This is a genomic window from Nocardia sp. NPDC049220 (assembly GCF_040647855.1).
Lineage (GTDB): Bacteria > Actinomycetota > Actinomycetes > Mycobacteriales > Mycobacteriaceae > Nocardia.
Genome location: NZ_JBEZDA010000017.1, coordinates 77,810 through 96,079 on the forward strand (window position 1 = coordinate 77,810; position 18,270 = coordinate 96,079).

The window sequence follows — 18,270 nt, forward strand, 5'->3', positions numbered from 1 at the left end:
ACCGGCTCCAGCCGTGGCGGCGGCATCCGGAACATCGCTGCACGCAGTGGACCCGCGCCGGCGTTTCCCAGCATTCGCCCAAGTGCAGCATCGATTGGCGTAAGTTGCCTGATCAGCCAGGTTGAAAGCTTGCTGAGAGCGCACCCGACACGGCTACCGTGATCATATGAGCAAAGTGTGGTTCATCACCGGAGTCTCCCGAGGATTCGGCCGGGAATGGGCACTCGCCGCGCTGGAGCGGGGTGACAGCGTTGCCGGCACCGCGCGCGATCTGAGCGCGCTCGACGATCTGGTCGTCGAATACCCCGACACATTCCTGCCGCTGCGGTTGGATGTGACCGATCGAACGGGGGACATCGCCGCGGTGCAGCAGACCGTCGATCGGTTCGGGCGGCTCGACATCGTCATCAACAATGCCGGCTACGGGCAGTTCGGCATGATCGAAGAACTCAGCGAGGAGCAGGTGCGGGCGCAGTTCGAGACCAATGTGTTCGGGGCGCTGTGGGTCACCCAGGCGGCGTTGCCGATCCTGCGGGCACAGGGCAGCGGTCACATCATTCAAGTCTCCAGCATCGGCGGCATCACCGCATTCCAGAACCTTGGCGCGTACCACGCGTCGAAGTGGGCAGTGGAAGGGTTCTCGCAGTCCCTGGCGCAGGAAATCTCCCCCTTCGGTATCCACGTGACCCTGCTCGAGCCCGGCACGTTCGGCACCGAATGGGCTGGTCTTTCGGCCCGGCACGCCACCCCGAACTCGGCCTACACCGCCGTCCGAAAGGCCAGGGCCGCCCAACGTTCGGCGGTGCCCAGCGGCGATCCTGCCGCTACCCGCGCCGCGATCCTGGCCGTGGTCGACGCCGAGCAGCCGCCGCTGCGCATGTTCCTCGGCGAGTTGCCGCTCGCCATCGCCACCGCGGACTACGAATCTCGCCTGGAGCTGTGGCGCAGGTGGCAGCCGATCGCCGCTGCCGCACAGGGTGATTGACATATCGCGACGTCGGCGGGATGGGCCACGGGCGGTCATCGTTCGTCGAGCAGCCGCAGAATCTCTGCGCGCAATGCGGCGCGAACGCGTTCTGCGGATGCGGCGGGTAAGCCGGCCTCGACCAACGCGGCAGACACACTGTCCGAGGCCGTCCATGCGATATCGTCGGCCGTCATCTCGGATTCCTGCGCAAGGATGGAATCTGTTTCCGTCCACGCCGATTCGGCTGCGGACACGGCCTCGTCCAGCTCGGCATCGCCACTGGGCGACGCCATGGCCTTCGGCACATCCCTGCGCACGCGGCGACCGATCGCAGTGCCGATCCGCTGCAACACGGTCTGGGTGCCGGTCTTCGATTCTTCCTTGATGGCTTCGGCTATTCCGTCCGCGACGTTTTGCAACAGCCACAGGCCCACCACGACCGCCAGCGTGGCGGGGTCGAACCGGACTTCGCCCGGCGGTTGCAGATGCGGAAGATCAATGGCCAGTTCATCCGCGACCGCCGCAGCCGCTGCCTCGATGTCGCTCATGTGCCACCCTTCGTTCCTCGCAGCAGGTATCCGCGCGCCGACCTCGGCCGATGCAATGCGGTCTCATCTCCGACAAGAATTCTTCGCATGGCGCGATCGTCGCCGGCGCTGAGCGCCTGGGCGATCAACTCGCGGTCCACATCCAGCCAATAATCATCGAAATCGAACCACTGGTGGAACATCCCGTCCACGAAGCGGACGGCCAATTCGTCCGCGACACGAAAGATCCGCGCCTCCGGTGAATCCACGCCGCGCGGTTCGATCGATTCGATCAGGCAGCCGGCCAGTGTTCGAGCGGCGTGCAGATACGGATACCCGTCATAGAGCAACTTGGCGAACCGGCCTCGATCGAAGGTTTCCAGATCCCGTGCCGCACGCTGTAGTTGCTCGCCACAGTCGAGGAGCCCGGCTGCCAGGTCCGCCACCACCTCGGAGAATCCTTCTCGGACAGCGCGTGCGATCACCGGTTCGATCGGTTGCGACGTGACGATCTGCCGGTCGGCATGCATCAGATACGTTGCCCAGAGCAACGGGCCATCCGGTCCCGCGCACTGTGCTATGCCACTGGCCAGTAAGATTCCGATCAACACGTCCGCGGCGGTCGCGCCGTCGACCGAGCCCACCTCCCGCTCAGCCCACAACACTCCCATCAGCCGCTGTTGCTGTGCATTGACGAGATCCAACGGCGCCATTCCGGGTTGCGCGATACTGCCCAACTGCAGTTCCTTCGTAATGGTGAGTAGACCACGCCGAATTGGCGCCACCGCATCAGCGGCCGTGATCGCGATCGCATTCCGCATGAACTGCAGCAGGTAGGCGGTTTGTTCGTCGGCGCAGGGGATCCGCCACGCGCGATGGGTCAACGCCATCAGGCGGTCACGAGCCGGGGTTCGCGCGAGATCGACGTCGACGGTGCGCCACTCGATCGCGCTCGGCGGCGCGACTCGGTGTAGCCGGCCGGACCTGTCCGGCCGGACCTCCGCCCATCCCTCCCGAATGAGTTCGTCGCCCTGGTGTTGCCGGATTCGTGCCGACATACCCGCGATACCCTGCTGAGGATCTTCGGCGACCGCTTCGAGGTCTCGCTGCGCGGTCTCGGCGTACTGCTCGAGGAGTTGGAGACTCCCGTTGAGGTAGGTCGGGTGACTGCCGACGAGAGCGCACGCCAGCAACGGTGCTTCGGAGAGCCACGCCTCATCGCTCTGCGGTAATGACCACACGCCGGAGCCCCCTTACGCTGGCGGATGCGCCCAATCTATCCGACCAGGCTGTGTCCCAGCGGCCTATTGGCCGCGGTCGTCGCGACACGCTGGATCGGTGCCGCACCTCTTGGCAAGTGGGAGCCCTGTGCCGCGGGCATGGTCGTGGAAACCGCGGGTCCTGCCGCCGCCCGGTGCGGTCATAGCTCAGGCATCGAGGCAGTAGGGGTACGCGACTTCGGTGTGTCCGGCGCAACGTGTTTGCTCGGCGACTGCTCAGCTGTCAGAGTGTGGGGATGCTCCGGCTGACGCGTAACGCACGAGTGGGCCTGGCCGCCGCCTCGGCCCTGCCACTGCTCCTCGCGTGTGGCGCGAATTCCGATGTGCCGCAACTTGATCCAGTAGTCGCGAGCGCACAGGCGAATCCTGCGGCGAGTTTCCGGCTGGCCGAGCTGGAGAACCGATTCGGTGCCCGGATCGGTCTGTTCGCGGTCGACACCGGCACCGACAAGATCGTGACCAACCGTGCTGACGAACGCTTCCCGCTGCTGTCCACCTTCAAGACGCTCGCGGTCGCGGCGCTGCTGAAGGCGCATCCGCTCGATACCGGCTACTTCGACAAGGTTGTTCCCATCGGCGCGGCCGACCTGGTCGACAATTCGCCGTCCACCAGCGCGAAACTGGATCAGGGCATGACCGTCGCTCAGCTGGCCGAGGCCGCGATCACCCTGAGCGATAACACGGCGGGTAACTTGCTGCTGCGCGAGCTCGGCGGCCCGGCGGCGTTCACCGCGTTTCTGCGTACGCTCGGCGACCAGTCGGGCCGGCTCGACCGCTGGGAAACGGATCTGAACAGCGCGGTTCCCGGCGACGAGCGCGACACCAGCACGCCGACAGCGCTGGCCGCGGACTACCGGGCCGTGGTCCTCGGCGACGTGCTCGACGAACGAGAGCGCGACCAGCTGACCACCTGGCTGAAATCGAACACCACCGGCGGCCCGCGGATTCGCGCCGGGCTGCCGGCGACTTGGACCACCGGTGACAAGACCGGCACCGGCTCCTACGGTTGCGCCAACGACATCGCGGTCACCTGGCCTGCCGGCGGCGGAGCTCCGATCGTGATCGCGATCCAGACCCGCAAGTCGGATGTGCACGCGGAGCCGAACAATGACCTGCTCGTCGAGACCACGAAGGTGGTTGTAGATGCCCTCCGATGACTCGGCTGGGCTCAGACGTTCGACGGTCTGCGCGTAGACCGGGCTGCTCGCTTCCCAGGGGCTACGACGAATGTCATCCAAGCGGAGGGACCGGAGCGGAATCGGTCGCGCGAAGGCGGTCCGAGTCATGACGACTCTCCCCAATCGGCGAGGTAGTGGCAATCCTACGACCGATTGTTGTATGCCCGGTTCGATCCGGCCGGGTTCCGACTATCTACAGCAGGCCCCACCAATACACGAGGCAGGCCAGCAACCAGACCACCGCGGTTTCCATCGTCGCTCCCACTCTTTGCAGTGCACTCGCCTCCATCATCCCGCGAACTGGGCCCACGTGGTGACACTCAGCTGGTCCCGCTGTGAAGAGCGCGTCTACCTGCGCTTTTCTCGTGTGACATCTTCTCGAGTTCGTGCCGGGCATGCCTGCGCATTCCCTAATCGGCACTGGACCGTCGCACGAAGGGCGGAGGTGATCGGCAAGCCGAACCACCCCCCGCCCCGGCGCGGGAGCGAGTCGCCAAGGGGGTGCAGCGGGGGCGAACTCTGGCTCCACGGGTTCCGGTTGGGTAGGGGACGGTGGGCCCCGACGAGTGGTGATCGGGCCGTTCGACTGACTTGAAACACGTTCGAGACAACATGCGCATTTTGTCTTACGTTCTTTACATGCTGATCGATTCGTATCGGCCAGTTTTTCAGCTGTGCTCTGGTCCGTCGTGGCGGTCGCCGTGGGGGATGTACGCTGCACTCCGCGCGCACGATCCGGTGCACCACGTCGTTCTGGCCGGGCGGTCCGAGAACGACTACTGGGTGCTCACCTGTCACGACACCGTGTACGCGGCGACGCGTGACAGCACGACGTATTCCTCGCGCGACGGACTGACCGTGGAGTACGGCGAACTCGGCTTGGCCGACAATCCACCATTGGTGATGCAGGATCCCCCGCAGCACACCGAATTCCGCAAGCTGGTCGCCCGAGGGTTCACGCCGCGTCAGGTCGCGCAGGTCGAACCGGTGGTCCGCCGGTTCGTCCGCGATCGCCTGGACCGGATCGCCCGTGCTGGCGGGGGCGACATCGCGAAACAGCTGTTCAAGCCGCTGCCGAGCATGGTGGTGGGCTATTACCTCGGGGTGCCCGCGCAGGACCGGGATCGGTTCGACGGGTGGACCGACGCGGTGGTCGCGGGCAGCATCGACCGTAGGAACCCTCGGGCGCAGGCGGCCTCGATGGCGATGATGGGGTACTTCGCCGACTTGGTCAGGCGTCGGCGTGCCGACCCCGGTGCGGACACGGTTTCGCTGCTCGTGCAGGCCGGGATGGCCGTCGACGACGTGGATACCCGCGGCCTGGTGCAGATTCTCGCCTACGCCTGGACCATGGTCGCGGGCGGAAACGATACGACGACGGGCCTGCTCGGCGGCGCGGTGCAGCTGCTGCAGCAGTACCGGGAGCAGCGTGCCGCCCTCGTCGCCGACAAAGACCGGATCCGGATAGCCGTGGAGGAATTCGCCAGACTCACCTCGCCGGTGCAGGGCTTGGCGCGCACCACGACGCGCGATGTCGAACTGGACGGCGTGGCGGTGCCGGCGAACCGAAAGGTACTTCTGGTGTTCGGTTCTGCGAATCGGGACGAGCGGGTATTTGGCGCCGCCGACCTCGACATCGATCGAGATCCGCAGCGGATACTCACCTTCGGGCACGGACCGCACCATTGCCTCGGAACGGCCGCCGCGCGGATGCAGGCCCGCGTCGCCCTGGAGGAGTTGCTCGATCGGTTCCCCGACTACGCGGTGGATATCGACGCGGTCGAGTACGCGAACGGTCCTTACGTTCGCAGGCCGATCACCGTCCCGTTTCGGTGCGTCGCATGAGCGAAGACTGGTTGGCCGGCGGTCGCTTCGAATTGGCGAGCGAGCGCATCCTCGACGCGGTCCGGATGCTGTTCATCGACAAAGGGGTCAGCGGAGTCGGGATGGCCGAGGTCGCTGACGCCGCAGGCTGTTCCAGGGCGACGCTGTACCGCTACTTCGAAAATCGGCAGTCGCTCTACGTGGCCTTCGCGAGCAGAGAGGCACGCCGCGTGGTTGAGCGGGTGTGGCACGACCGCGCGTTCCCGACGAGTGCCGAACGAGCAGAGCAGCTACTCGACCTGTTGACCGCGTTGCTTGCCGAGGTGCGCAAGACGCCGTACCTGGCGGTGTGGTTCGAGCCGTCCAACGCCGGAATCGTGGCCCAACTGTCGAATTCGCCGGGTGTGGTCGACGCGCTCGCCGCGACCTTCGTCTCCGGATTCCGCCCCGCCCTGCCACTGCCGGCCGCCCAGCGTGTCGGCCGGTGGATGGTCCGGGCGATGGTGTCACTGTTGATGCTGCCGGGTGCCAGCGAAGACGACGAGCGCGCCATGCTGCGAAACTTCGTGTTGCCGTTCTTGCTCGACGACCGCACCGCGATCGATTGACGATTGGTAGGTCGAGACCGTCGGGCGCACCGGCTGGGTCCTCGGCTCAGCGACCGATGGTCGATGCGGAGTAGTCGGGCAGGACATAGGACTCGGTCTTGGCGAGCATCTTCAGCATGACCGGACGCATCGGCTTCGACGCCATCAGTTTACTGACCGTCTGACCGGCGCGGATGCCCAAACGGGTCTTGGGAGTCATGACATTCAGCCCACCGGGCGGCAGTTCCTGTGCCGTCTTGACGAAGGGACGCAACACTTCTTCGTAGCGGGTGAGGGCCTGCTCCGGAGCGCCCGCGTGGGTAGCGATCTCACCGGCGAGGACGTACGCGCCGACCAGCGCCATGGCAGTGCCCTGACCGGTGAGCGGCGAGCCGCAGTAGCCCGCGTCGCCGAGCAGTGCCACCCTGCCCGCGACCCAGGTCGGCATCTCGATCCGGGACAACTCATCGAAGTAGAAGTCCGGGGCATCGGCCATGGCAGCGGCTACCCGGGCCGACTCCCAGCCTCCGCCGGCCAGCCGGTCGCGGATCAACTGCTGCTGGGTCGTAATGTCACGGCGCAGTCGGGGATTCGCCGGGCAACGCACCATGATGATCGCCTTGCAGGTAACCGGGTCGGCATCCGGGCGCAGACCGACTCCGGTGGCGCCGACCAGTGAGTGCATCGTGAACCAGTGCGGCTCCAGATCATTTGGACGCGGCAGGGTGAAGAAAGACATATATCCGCCCAGGTAAGTGGCGAACTGCTCTTCGGGACCGAACACCATCTGGCGCGTGGCGGAGTGCAGTCCGTCCGCGCCGATCACGACGTCGAATCGTTCGGCGGCGCCGGAGGCGAAGGTCACGTCGACGCCCGCACCGTCCTGCTCGATCTCGGTGATCCATTCCCCGTATCGGTAGTCGACGCCGCCCTCGGCGACGAGCAGGTCGAGCAGCACCTGGTTCAGGTCGCCGCGGGTGATCTCGATTTCGGCGACCGCACCCTTGCCTTCCAGGAGATCGGCCGCCATGCGGAAGGTTTCGCGGCCGTCGGCGTCGACAAACCGCATGCCGCGTTCGTCCAGTTGGCACTCGCGGATGCCTGGCATCATTCCCATCCGCTCGGCGACCTCGCGGCTTGGTCCGCGCAGGTCGACCGCCTGGCCGCCCGGCCGCGGTGTTGCGGCGCGCTCGACGACGGTTGCCCGGATCCCGGCCCGAAGCAGTTGCAGCGCAACGGCGTTACCGCCGATGCCGCCACCGGCGACGAGAACGCGGGGCTGACTGATGACGCTCATGGTCCAATCCTTCGACTCAGACTGCTTATTCAAATGTCTTAGACGAATGTCTAACAGATGTTGGCACGTCTGTCTAGTACAAACGTCTAATACGCTTGTCTCTGAGCGCTGGTATTTGTCGCAAAAGTCCAGGAGCCCGACACCCGGTGCCGATCGATGGGTCCGAGGGGGCGGTGAAGGTATACGGCCGATGAGTTCACTGCGCAACGCTGAGCCGATAGGTGAGGCTGCCACGGACCGGCGTCGGCAGTCTCCGGCTCAAGGCACCGGCTCCGCCGCGCCGTCGAGCCGGACGACCTGTCCGGTCATTTTCGCCGCATCGCCTACCAAGTATGTGACCACATCGGCGGGTTGTTTCCTCGCTGCGAGGGCGGCCGCGAGCTCTGGGTCGACGGCCTCGGCAGTGCCACGGCCGACCGTGTTGACGGTGATCTGCCGCGCCGCGAAGTCCGCGGATACGGCACGACCGAGTTGCTCTATGGCGCCCCGGGCCGCGCCATAGACCGCGCCATTCGGGCTGACGGCGTCGCACACGGTGACGATTCGGCCGCCATCGGCCAGATGCTGCAAGGCGAGTTGCAAGCCGTGGAACACGCCCCGAACCGTCACCGCGAAGCTATCGAACGATTCGCCGCTGATCTGTGCGAACGGTTCGGCGTCCGGCACCGTCGCGGTAGTGACCAGTATGTCCCACCGGCCGTAGTCCTCGAGCAGCACCTGCACCAGTTCTTCGTACTCCGTGCGGTCACCGATATCCGCCGCAAGCCCGACCGCGTCACCCTCGGAGGAGGTGATCTCCTCGACCACATCCGCAGCCGCCTCGGGGATGTGTGGATGATGGATCACCACCCGCGCCCCCTGTGCGGCAAGCGCTTTCGCGATCGATCGTCCGACCCCGGTGTAAGCCTCGGTGACCAGCGCGACCTTCCCAGACAGGGCCCCATCGACGGGCATGCTCATGTGCGGACCTTTCGCCGAGTGCACACGTATCGCCTCAGGATGGTATTCGGTCCGGTGTGCCTCATCGCCGCAATGACCGGCTCTCGACCACCATCGCTCCGGTTCGTCGGCCCAACGTCTCTGTTTTGGCAACAAAGAAGGCCCCCGACCATCGAAATGGTCGGGGGCCTTCTTGTCGTCTCAACCACGAGTCGGGGTGACAGGATTTGAACCTGCGACCTCTTCGTCCCGAACGAAGCGCGCTACCAAGCTGCGCCACACCCCGTGAAGTGAACCTGCGTAGCTTACAACAGGGTGCGGCGAGTCGTTAAACCGGCAGGTCAGTCAGCTCTCGAGGGGCCGGATGCTGGCGAAGATGCGCTTCGCGGTCTCGGCGTCGAGGGCATGGGGGACTCCGGTGTCGGCGGCGACCACCATGACGAAGTTTCCATTCTCACTCGGGAATGCGACCGTATATATCGAGTACGTCGTAGCGCAGCCGGGTTTGGCCTGGGCAACGGTGCCTTTGGTTTCCACGAACATGCCGTTGCGCGACCCGTCCAGCGATGCCAGCGGCACCGGAGCGCTCGGGTTTCCAGGCGTGTTCTTGTAGGCGAGCGTGGCCGTCTTCGTGCCGAGTTCAGTTGCCGCGGTTGCCGAATCGGTGCTGTTCGAGCCGGTGAGGAAGGCGATGGTGCGGGTGGAGCCGGGACAGTAGCCCTTACCCTCGCTGGCGTAGCCCTTGCCCACTACCGCGTTGGGTGGTTCGCCGAAGCCGCCGACGGTGCCTCGGGGAGCGACGGTCCAGTCAGCGGGAACGTCGTAGGCCGCGCCGCGGTCCGGTGCGACAACCACTTGGTAACCCGGGATGAGCGGACTCTCGTTTCCTGCCTTCGCGGTGGCCGTCGGCGTGGACTTGCTCGTCGTCGGTGCGGCGGACTGCGGGCTCGCGGTGGTCGTGAGCGCGCTCACCATGGAGGGCGCGTTCCGCTGTGCGGAATCGTCCGACTTGCGAGTGGTCAGTGCCACCACCGTCACCGCGGCAACGACCACAAGCAGTACGGCCAACCCGCTCCCGACCACCAGCAATGTCTTGCCTCGGCCGCTGGAGCTCCCCTTCGGCGCGAAACCGGGGTTCGGCGCCATTGTCGGAATTGGTGGCGGTCCATCGAACTGCCCGTACGGGCCGGTGTCGTAGCCGGAACGGTATCGCTCCAGCGGGATCACCTCTGCGTATCGCCCTTCCTGCCCACCTTTCCCCGGCTGAGTGCCTGCGTTCGACCAGCCCGCGGCGGACGCAGGATGGTTGAACGCACCGAGAGGTTGTCCGAGCATGGTCGGATCGTCTGCGCCATGGCCTGTCGTGGACAAACCGACACCGTATTGCCATGCTTCGAGCGGAGGCGAGTGCTGCGCGCCGAAGGACGGGGCCGCTATCGTCGGGTCGTTTCGACCGGTCCAGTCCTGACCAGGCTGCTGATCTCCGCCCGGCGGCCAGCCGCCCAATGACTGCGCCAGCATGGTCGGGTCGGCTTCGCCGTATGCGGATTGTGGGCTCGATGTCCAGTACGAGGGCGGCTCCTGCCCCCTGACCGACGGGGCCAGAAGCGTGGGGTCGGCCTGTGCGGCGGTGTTCGGCGCAAAACCGCCACCTGGAGCCCAGGAAGGCGAGGCGGAGTGTGTTTGCCACTGAGGGGCGGGCTGTCCGTCCGCCCCGGGCTGCCATTGCATGGTGGGGTCGGGATTCGCCATCGGTCCGGACGCCGGCAGGTTCAGGTGGCCGGGTTGTTGCGGGCCGAGTGTCCGTCCCACGTCACCCGCGCTCGGCGGTTGTGGATCGGGCGCGACATGCGGTTCACCCGTCGGCTCGAGCGCACCGGCTCCCGGCCACTGCGAAGTCGGGGCGAATCGGTCGTAGTGCGGTTGGGCCTGGTGGTCGCCCCTTGTGCCTGGTGGCTGCGGTGGCGCCGGTCGACCCGAATCGCGCTCGCTCGTCTGCTCATCCATGCGCCGCCATGGTGTGGCGGCGGGCCTGCCGGGGTCGTGGAATGCCGGGGGCCCGTCCGCGCCGTGTCCCCACTGCACGGTCGGAGGCGCTTGCCCGTCGGTACGGGTACCGTCCGACCAGCTCGAGGCGTCGGAATAGGGTTGCCCGGGCGGTGGCTGGGGCGGCCGAGGCGCCGGATGTGGCCCCGAGTTCGGCAGTGCGCCAGCATCGTCGCGAGCCTGGTCGGAGTGGGGATGCGCTGGTCCGAACGGCTGTCGCCGCGGAGCCCATGGCGCATCGGGCCGCCCTTGAACCGTCGGGTCGTCGCGCCGGTCGTCGAATCCACTCACCGTTATCCCCTACCTGACACACGTCTCGGCAGGCGACCTTAGCGGGCGACGGCCTCCGATGCCGATACGCCATGGCCAGTGGTGGCACCCGGCCGCTTCGGCGGTGCCGCCACCAGCGTCAACAGGGTCGCCTCCGGTCGGCAGCAGAATCGGTACGGTGCCCACGGTGAGGTGCCGATGCCCGCGGAGACGTGCAGTTGGGTGCGCTCACCCCATTTGGACGGACCCTTTACTCGAGACCGGTCGATGCCGCAGTTGGTGACAAGCGCGCCATATCCGGGCAGGCACAGCTGGCCGCCATGCGTGTGCCCGGCCATCACCAAGTCGTAGCCGTCCTCGGCGAAGCGGTCCAGCACCCGCGGCTCGGGTGAGTGGGTGAGACCGATCCGCAGGTCGGCCAAGGGGTTCGGGGCGCCCGCGACGGTGTCGTAGCGGTCACGCTGTAGGTGCGGGTCGTCCACACCGGCGGTGGCGATCCGGATACCCGCCACTTCGAGGTCGCGGCGGATATGGGTGAGATCGAGCCAGCCACGTTCGGTGAAAGCCGCCCGCAGGTCTTTCCACGGCAGTGGAGCGCCGAAGGTGCGGCGGTGGTTCTTGTTGAAATACTTCAGCGGGTTCTTCGCGACCGGTGCGAAATAGTCGTTGCTGCCGAAAACGAAAAGGCCTGGGCGGGAGAGCAATCCGCCCAAGGCCTGGACAACGGCGGGCACCGACTTCTGGTGCGAGAGGTTGTCGCCGGTGTTGACCACCAGATCGGGCTCCAGCCGGTCCAGTTCGCGCAGCCACTGCTGCTTGAGTTTCTGGCTCGGCATCATGTGCAGATCGCTGATATGCAGCACACGCAACGAGGACGACCCCGGCGCCAGCACGGGCATGGTCGCCTCCCGCAGTACGAAGGCGTTGCGTTCGACCAGCGCGGCGTAGCCGATTCCGGCCACCGCGGCACCGGCGGCACCCAGTGCGGTCGTGCGGACAGCAGAGGTCGAGATCACGGGCATTTGCCCAGCATAGGTGACCCCGTGCGAAGGTGCCGAGTGTGTTTCCGCACAAGCACTCGCTGCGACGCGGGAAGACGGGGGAAATTCGACGGCAACGCAAATGTGGTGGGCTCGCCGGGACGGACCGGCTAGCGTGAGCTGCATGTCGGAACTCAAATCGCAGCTGCGGACGGACATGACCGCCGCGATGAAAGCCAAGGACACGCTGCGCCTTTCTACCTTGCGGATGTTGCTCGCGGCGATCCAGACCGCCGAGGTCGCCGGCGCGCAGGCGCGGGAACTCTCCGACGCCGAGGTCGTCGCTGTGCTGCAGAAGGAGTCGAAGAAGCGCAACGAGTCCGCCGAGGTTTACACCCAGGCCGGGCGCGGCGAATTGGCGGCGAACGAACACGCCGAGGCGCGCGTCATCGACGAGTACCTACCGACCCAGTTGACCGACGCCGAGGTTGCTGACGTCGCCGACACCGCGATAGCTCAGGTAGCCGAGGAATCCGGCGAGCGCCCCGGCATGCGCCAGATGGGCCAGGTCATGAAGATCGCCACCGGCCTGGCGGCGGGCAAGGCCGATGGCTCGCGGATCTCCGCCGCCGTGAAGGCGCGACTCTAAAGGCACGCACACCGCGAAAGGGGCCGCGAACCGGGTGTGTGGTTCGCGGCCCCTTCGGTGCTCAGCGGGGGAACGGGATAGGGATGGGGATCGGGGGCAGCCGCGGCGGGGGCGGCAGTCCGGGCACCCCGGGCGGCGGCGGGGGCGGCCCCGGCGGCGGCGCCTCACGCACGGTGCCGTCACTGATGTAGAGCGTGATCACCGAACCGGGGATCGCTGAGCCGTTCGGTGCGGTGCCCATCACCGTGCCCTTGGGTTGCGACCCGGCGCCAGTCACCGGCGATACCTGGAAGCCGGCGGAGACCAGTGCGGAGGTGGCCTCGCCCTGGTTCTTGCCGACGACGTCGGGCACCTGGGCGTTGTTCGCGCCACGCACGTACTTGTCATCGAGCGGCGGCAGCCCGGGCGACGGGAACAGCGGGATCACCGGTTTGATTGCGTTGAACCAGGTGCGGGCGGGTTCATTACCGCCGAACAGGTTGCCATCGCCGCAACTGTGCAACGGGAACGAGCAGATCTCGCCGGGTGTCGGGCTGTCGCCGTAGATGTAGGCCGCGGCGGCCAGCGAGTTGGTGAAGCCGAGGAAGGCCGACGAGCGGTGGCTCTCGGTAGTTCCGGTCTTGCCGGACAGTGGAAAGTTCCAGCCCGCCGACCGGGCCGCGCCCGCGGCGGTGCCGCTGATGTCGTCCTTGCTCATCGCGTTGGCAAGAGTGTTCGCCAAGCCGGGCTCGACGACCTGCTCGCAGGCCTGCTGGGTCAGCGGCACCTGCCTGCCCTCGCGGTCGACGACCTCCTTGATCGGGTTCGGCGCGCACCATCGGCCACCCGAGGCCAGCGTAGCGGCGACGTTGGACAACTCGAGCGGGTTGATCGCGACCGGTCCCAGAGTGAAGGAGCCGAGGTTCTGGTCCTTGATCATGTCGGCCAGGCTCTGATTGCCGTGGCCGGACGTCCCCGCCTCGGTGTAGGTGCGCATACCCAGCCGGATCGCCATATCGACGGTCGGGGTCACCCCGACGGCCTGGATCAGCTTGACGAACGCGGTGTTCGGCGACGTGGCCAACGCCTCGGTCACCGACATCGGCGAATTGTATTTGCCCGCGTTCTCGACGCAGTAGGTGGCGGGCGGGCAGCCACGGGCGCCGCCGTTGCCCATGCCTTTGGCTTCGAACCGGCCGGGTACGTCGAGTTGGGCGTCGATGCCGAGGCCCTTTTCCATGGCGGCCGCGGTCGTGAAGAGCTTGAAGATCGAGCCCGCGCCATCACCGACCAGCGAGTACGGCTGCGGCTGCACGGTCTCGTTCGCGTCCCGGTCCAGTCCGTAGGTGCGACTGCTCGCCATCGCGATCACCGGGTGCGAGTCACGCCCCGGCCCCACGACCGACATGACCTGTGCGATGTCGTCGAGGCTTGGGTTGGCCGCCTCGCTCACCGACCGCTTCACCGAGTCCTGCACGGCGGGATCGAGGGTGGTCTTGATCAGGTAGCCGCCTTTGTCGATCTGTTCGCGGCTGATCCCGGCGTTGGCGAGGTACTGCAACGCGTAGTCACAGAAGAAGCCACGGTCGTTGGCTGCGATGCAGCCGCGCGGCAGGCCCTTGGGCTCGGGCAGCACACCCAGTGGCTTGGTCTTGGCCTCGCGAAACTCCTCGGCACGGCTGGGGATGTTCTGGATCATGGTGTCCAGCACCGTGTTGCGCCGGGCCACTACGCCGTCGGGGTTGGTGTAGGGGTTGAGCTTCGAAGAGCTTTGCACCATGCCGGCGAGCATCGCGGCCTGCGGCACGTCCAGCTCGGCTGCGTCGACACCGAAGTAGGTCTTCGCGGCGTCCTGGATGCCGTAGGACGAGTTACCGAAAGGGACGAGGTTCAGGTATCGGGTGAGGATCTCGTCCTTGGTCAGTTCGCGGTCTAGCGTGAGCGCCATCCGGATCTCCCGGATCTTGCGGGCCGGGGTGGTCTCGATGGCGGCACGTCGCTCGGCGTCGGTCTTGGCGACCACGAGCAGCTGGAAGTTCTTCACGTACTGCTGATCCAGCGTCGACGCACCCTGCTGGACCTCGCCGCTGGTCGTGTTGGTGAGGAACGCGCGCAGCGTGCCCTGCCAGTCCACGCCCTCGTGTTCGGCGAAGCGTCGGTCCTCGATGGACACGATCGCAAGCTTCATGTTGTTGGAGATCTTGTCGCTGGGAACCTCGAACCGGCGTTGCTCGTACAACCAGGCGATCGGATTGCCTGCCGCGTCGACCATGGTCGAGACCGCGGGCGCCGTTCCCTCCACCAGCTCGGAGGAGACGTTGTCGACGGTATCGGCGGCGCGGTTGGAGACGAATCCGAATCCGCCTGCGAGCGGGAACAACAACCCGGCGACGAGCACGGCGGCCAGCGCGCAGCTGCCGGCCAGCCTCGCGAGCGTATGTGTGATCGGCACGACCCCAAGACTACGGGTTGCGCTCCGGGTGTTCGTGGCGGCATTTGTCCTATGCCGGGAGCTGGTGGTTCGCGACCCGAAATGGGCGTGTCGCGGATTTGTCTCTGGCGTGTCGGGGAACGGCCTGATGGGAATCTGCCTGACCTTCCTGTGTGCACTCGCCAATGCAGGGACGGGCGTACCAGTAAATCTCGGGACGGTCTTGCGCAAGCGCTATACCTTTACCTAGATTGAGAACCCAGTGTGATAGAGCTAACACTCAAAGTGGAATGTGGTGCACTTCGTAGCGGGGTTTGGGTTGCTGCGGCGGTGACACGCGATTCTGGAGCGCCGTTGACCCGGTGTTCGGACTGCAAAGGGGCACACCAAATGCAAATGACAACCCCCATCGCTCGATTGGACGTAGAGCAGGCCGAAGCAAGGATCGCCTGGGTAGCCCAGGCTCGATGCAAGGAAGTGGATCCCGATCAGTTGTTCGTCCGCGGCGCGGCCCAGCGCAAGGCGGCGACGATCTGCCGGCACTGCCCGGTGCTCATGCAGTGTGGTGCCGACGCCCTCGACAATCGCGTCGAGTTCGGTGTGTGGGGCGGCATGACCGAGCGGCAGCGGCGCGCGCTGCTCAAGCAGCATCCGGAGGTGACGTCCTGGGCCGATTTCTTCCAGGCCCAGCGCCAGCATCAGGTAGCGATGTAATCCCTGCGAGACCCAGTCCAGCAAGCGACAGTCCCAGAACAACGAAAACCGAGCCCGCGCAAGCGGGCTCGGTTTTCTTTCGGGGTCAGCTACTTGTGGCGCGCCCAGGACGGCCGCGCGCGAGTGTCAGACGGAGGCCCGGACGGTGCGGGTGAGCTGATCGCCGACGACCCGCAGTGCGTCGAGATCGGACACCTCGAACGGAAGCGCAGTGACCGTGACGATCGGCACTCGCGGGTGTGCGCTGGTGAAGCGGTGCAATAGATGTTGTTCCCGTCTGTCGGTGGCCATCCGGTGCGCATGGACGCGCAACACCGCCGCGCTGAGCGGATCGGACTCGACAAGCTGGTCGGCGGCGGTGAGCGCGTGATCGGCCGGCAAGGAACTGAGCGCCGGATGCGTCCGGTTCAGGACCAACCCGGCCAGCGGCATGCCATCGCTGGAGAGGCGGTCGACAAAGAACGAGGCTTCCCGTAATGCGTCTGGTTCCGCGGCTGCGACCACCAGGAAGTGCGTACCTGGTTTAGACAGCATCGCAAAGGTGCGATCGGCTCGGTCCTGGAACCCGCCGAACAGCGAATCCAGTGACTGTAGGAAGTTCGACGCGTCCTTGAGCATCTGCCCGCCGACGATGGTGGACACCGCGCGCACCGCCAGGCTCATCGCGCCGGTCACCAACCGGGTGACACCGCGGCCCGGCGCCATGATCACCCGGATCATCCGACCGTTGAGGAAGTTGTTCAGCCGTTTGGGCGCGTCCAGGAAGTCGAGGGCATTGCGCGAAGGTGGGGTGTCGACCACGATCAGGTCCCACTCACCCCGGTGGGCCAGTTGGCCCAGTTTCTCCATCGCCATGTACTCCTGCGTGCCGCCGAAGGAGGACGCGACTGTCTGATAGAAGGGGTTCGCGAAAATCTGCTCGGCCTTTTCCGCGCTGGTGTGCTCGAGCACCATGTCGTCGAAGGTGCGACGCATATTGAGCATCATTGCGTGCAGCTCGCCCTTGGCCTCTGGGCCGAGTGTCACCCGCTGCGGGCTGTTGTCCAGCTCGGCGACGCCGAGTGACTGGGCAAGTCGGCGGGCCGGGTCGATGGTGAGCACCACCACCTTGCGCCCCTGTTCGGCCGCGCGCAGCGCGATCGCGGCAGCTGTGGTCGTCTTTCCCACCCCGCCGGAGCCGCAGCAGACCACCACTCGGGCCGACTGGTCGCCGATGATCTGCGAAACATCCAGCGGGGTAGCCACGGAGGGGCTGGGCGTGCTCATCGGACTCCCTGCGCGCTGAGGTGTTCGGCTAGTTCGTAGAGGCCGCCCAGGTCCATCCCGTCCGCAAGAGCGGGTAAGTAGAGGCGGGGCACATCGACCTTCGCCAACTCCGCCGCGCTGTCGTCCTGCGCCTGTAGAGTGGCCGAGTGTTCGACCGTCTCGGTGATCAAACCCTGGAAATCGCTGTCCGACAACGTGATTCCCGCAGAGATCAAGGCAGCTCGGATGACGTCGCCGTCGAGATCACCCTGCGTGGCCTGTGCGCGCAGGTCGGTGGGTAGCAGGCCTTCGGTCGCGCGGTTCACGATCACCGCCCCGATCCGCAGGTCGGCGGCGGTCAGCTCCGCGACGGCGTCGGCGGTTTCCTGTACCGGCAGCGCCTCCAACAAGGTCACCAGGTGAATCATCGTCTGATCCGAATGCAGCAGTCTGGAGACGCCCTCGGCTTGCGAGGCGATCGGCCCACCTTTGGCCACCTCGGCCATGGCCTGGGTGACGTCGAGGAAGCTGGCGATCCGGCCGGTGGGCGGCGAGTCCACCACGATCTCGTCGTAGACCCGCTTGCCGGACTTGTCGGCCCGGACCGCGCACTCCTTGATCTTGCCGGTCAGGATGACGTCGCGGAGCCCGGGCGCGATCGTGGTGACGAACTCGATGGCGCCCATCCTGCGCATCGCCCGGCCGGCGAACCCCAGGTTGTAGAACATGTCGAGGTACTCGAGAAAAGCGTGCTCGATGTCGAGCGCGAGCGCGACCACTTCGCCACCACCGTCGGCGGTGGCGATTCTGGTCTCGGTGGGTGGTAGCGGCGGCAGATCGAACAGCTGCGCTATCGACTGCCTGCTTTCCACTTCCACCAGCAGCACCCGGCGGCCGCCGGCGGCGAGCGCCAGCGCCAGCGCCGCGGCAACCGTCGACTTGCCCGTACCCCCCTTGCCGGAGACGTAGTGCAAGCGGGCCTTTTCCGCGCGTTTCGGCCACCCGGTGTCCGGCCCCGGCTCCGCCGAAAGAGGCACTGCTGTTGGTACTCCCACGATCGGAGCCTATAACCCGTTCTGAGATCACGCCCGAAGGCTCCGGTTAGCACCTGGGTCCCGGACCCGGCAACTATCTCGGACAGTATTCGGTGCTCGAGACGGACGACACATGCTTCGGCATCAGCGTTGACGCGAGCTTTGCCACCAGGTCGGTGACGCAGATCATCGTCTTGACTCGCGGAAAAGCGGAGTTCGGTGCCGACGCCACCGTGGGGCGACCTGGTCAAGCAGGCATACGCGCACCACAGCAGCGCATACAGCGGGGAACTGACTGCGCCGCACGGACCGTCGATTCCCCC

General features: G+C 66.3%; 15 protein-coding genes and 1 tRNA gene. 6 read left to right on the plus strand and 10 right to left on the minus strand.

Annotation, left to right across the window (positions count from 1 at the left end; translation table 11 throughout):
- Positions 1-166: 166 nt before the first annotated feature.
- Positions 167-985, plus strand: coding sequence for an SDR family oxidoreductase (locus AB0C34_RS26680; protein WP_357078500.1), 819 nt, complete (start codon positions 167-169; stop codon positions 983-985).
- A gap of 35 nt (positions 986-1,020) precedes the next feature.
- Here AB0C34_RS26680 and AB0C34_RS26685 read toward each other — a convergent pair whose 3' ends face one another.
- Together AB0C34_RS26685 and AB0C34_RS26690 are read right to left on the minus strand one after the other, a co-directional pair.
- Positions 1,021-1,515 carry a hypothetical protein gene (locus tag AB0C34_RS26685; RefSeq protein ID WP_357078502.1) on the minus strand — a complete coding sequence of 165 codons (495 nt, stop codon included), beginning with the start codon at positions 1,513-1,515 and terminating at the stop codon, positions 1,021-1,023.
- On the minus strand, positions 1,512-2,735 hold the full coding sequence (locus tag AB0C34_RS26690; protein ID WP_357078505.1) for a hypothetical protein: 1,224 nt from the start codon (positions 2,733-2,735) through the stop codon (positions 1,512-1,514). Before AB0C34_RS26690 ends, AB0C34_RS26685 begins: the two co-directional genes overlap by 4 nt.
- 275 nt (positions 2,736-3,010) lie before the next feature.
- On the opposite strand from AB0C34_RS26690, the gene bla reads away from it, so the two are divergent.
- The 3 genes from bla to AB0C34_RS26705 all read left to right on the plus strand — a co-directional run bounded on the left by bla (position 3,011) and on the right by AB0C34_RS26705 (position 6,384).
- Complete coding sequence (bla, locus tag AB0C34_RS26695) at positions 3,011-3,931, plus strand: class A beta-lactamase (RefSeq protein WP_357078508.1); 921 nt, start codon at positions 3,011-3,013, stop codon at positions 3,929-3,931.
- A 660-nt stretch (positions 3,932-4,591) separates the two neighbouring features.
- The gene (locus tag AB0C34_RS26700) at positions 4,592-5,797 is read left to right on the plus strand and encodes a cytochrome P450 (protein ID WP_357078510.1); all 1,206 of its coding nucleotides are present in this window, start codon (positions 4,592-4,594) and stop codon (positions 5,795-5,797) included.
- On the plus strand, positions 5,794-6,384 hold the full coding sequence (locus tag AB0C34_RS26705; protein ID WP_357078513.1) for a helix-turn-helix domain-containing protein: 591 nt from the start codon (positions 5,794-5,796) through the stop codon (positions 6,382-6,384). The genes AB0C34_RS26700 and AB0C34_RS26705 overlap by 4 nt, the downstream gene beginning before the upstream one ends.
- Before the next feature lie 46 nt (positions 6,385-6,430).
- Here AB0C34_RS26705 and AB0C34_RS26710 read toward each other — a convergent pair whose 3' ends face one another.
- The 5 genes from AB0C34_RS26710 to AB0C34_RS26730 all read right to left on the minus strand — a co-directional run bounded on the left by AB0C34_RS26710 (position 6,431) and on the right by AB0C34_RS26730 (position 11,937).
- Positions 6,431-7,660, minus strand: a complete 1,230-nt coding sequence (locus tag AB0C34_RS26710) for an FAD-dependent monooxygenase (protein ID WP_357078516.1) — start codon at positions 7,658-7,660, stop codon at positions 6,431-6,433.
- A gap of 258 nt (positions 7,661-7,918) precedes the next feature.
- Positions 7,919-8,620, minus strand: coding sequence for an SDR family NAD(P)-dependent oxidoreductase (locus AB0C34_RS26715; protein ID WP_357078519.1), 702 nt, complete (start codon positions 8,618-8,620; stop codon positions 7,919-7,921).
- A gap of 191 nt (positions 8,621-8,811) precedes the next feature.
- A tRNA-Pro gene (locus tag AB0C34_RS26720) sits at positions 8,812-8,885 on the minus strand.
- Positions 8,886-8,944: 59 nt separating this feature from the next.
- Positions 8,945-10,606, minus strand: a complete 1,662-nt coding sequence (locus AB0C34_RS26725; RefSeq protein ID WP_357078522.1) for a hypothetical protein — start codon at positions 10,604-10,606, stop codon at positions 8,945-8,947.
- Positions 10,607-10,974: 368 nt separating this feature from the next.
- Positions 10,975-11,937 carry a metallophosphoesterase gene (locus AB0C34_RS26730; protein ID WP_357078524.1) on the minus strand — a complete coding sequence of 321 codons (963 nt, stop codon included), beginning with the start codon at positions 11,935-11,937 and terminating at the stop codon, positions 10,975-10,977.
- Positions 11,938-12,079: 142 nt separating this feature from the next.
- Here AB0C34_RS26730 and AB0C34_RS26735 point away from each other — a divergent pair, with 142 nt between their 5' ends.
- Positions 12,080-12,544 carry a GatB/YqeY domain-containing protein gene (locus tag AB0C34_RS26735; protein ID WP_357078527.1) on the plus strand — a complete coding sequence of 155 codons (465 nt, stop codon included), beginning with the start codon at positions 12,080-12,082 and terminating at the stop codon, positions 12,542-12,544.
- A 61-nt stretch (positions 12,545-12,605) separates the two neighbouring features.
- On the opposite strand, the gene AB0C34_RS26740 is transcribed toward AB0C34_RS26735, so the two are convergent.
- Complete coding sequence (locus AB0C34_RS26740; protein WP_357078530.1) at positions 12,606-14,975, minus strand: transglycosylase domain-containing protein; 2,370 nt, start codon at positions 14,973-14,975, stop codon at positions 12,606-12,608.
- A gap of 369 nt (positions 14,976-15,344) precedes the next feature.
- Between AB0C34_RS26740 and AB0C34_RS26745 the strand changes: the two genes are divergently transcribed.
- Positions 15,345-15,668, plus strand: coding sequence for a WhiB family transcriptional regulator (locus tag AB0C34_RS26745; RefSeq protein ID WP_063052033.1), 324 nt, complete (start codon positions 15,345-15,347; stop codon positions 15,666-15,668).
- Positions 15,669-15,794: 126 nt separating this feature from the next.
- Here AB0C34_RS26745 and AB0C34_RS26750 read toward each other — a convergent pair whose 3' ends face one another.
- Both AB0C34_RS26750 and AB0C34_RS26755 read right to left on the minus strand, forming a co-directional pair.
- Positions 15,795-16,934 (minus strand): ArsA family ATPase, encoded by a 1,140-nt coding sequence (locus AB0C34_RS26750; protein ID WP_357078533.1) that lies wholly within the window; start codon positions 16,932-16,934, stop codon positions 15,795-15,797.
- On the minus strand, positions 16,931-17,950 hold the full coding sequence (locus tag AB0C34_RS26755) for an ArsA-related P-loop ATPase (protein ID WP_357078569.1): 1,020 nt from the start codon (positions 17,948-17,950) through the stop codon (positions 16,931-16,933). The genes AB0C34_RS26750 and AB0C34_RS26755 overlap by 4 nt, the downstream gene beginning before the upstream one ends.
- Between the last annotated feature and the right edge of the window lie 320 nt (positions 17,951-18,270).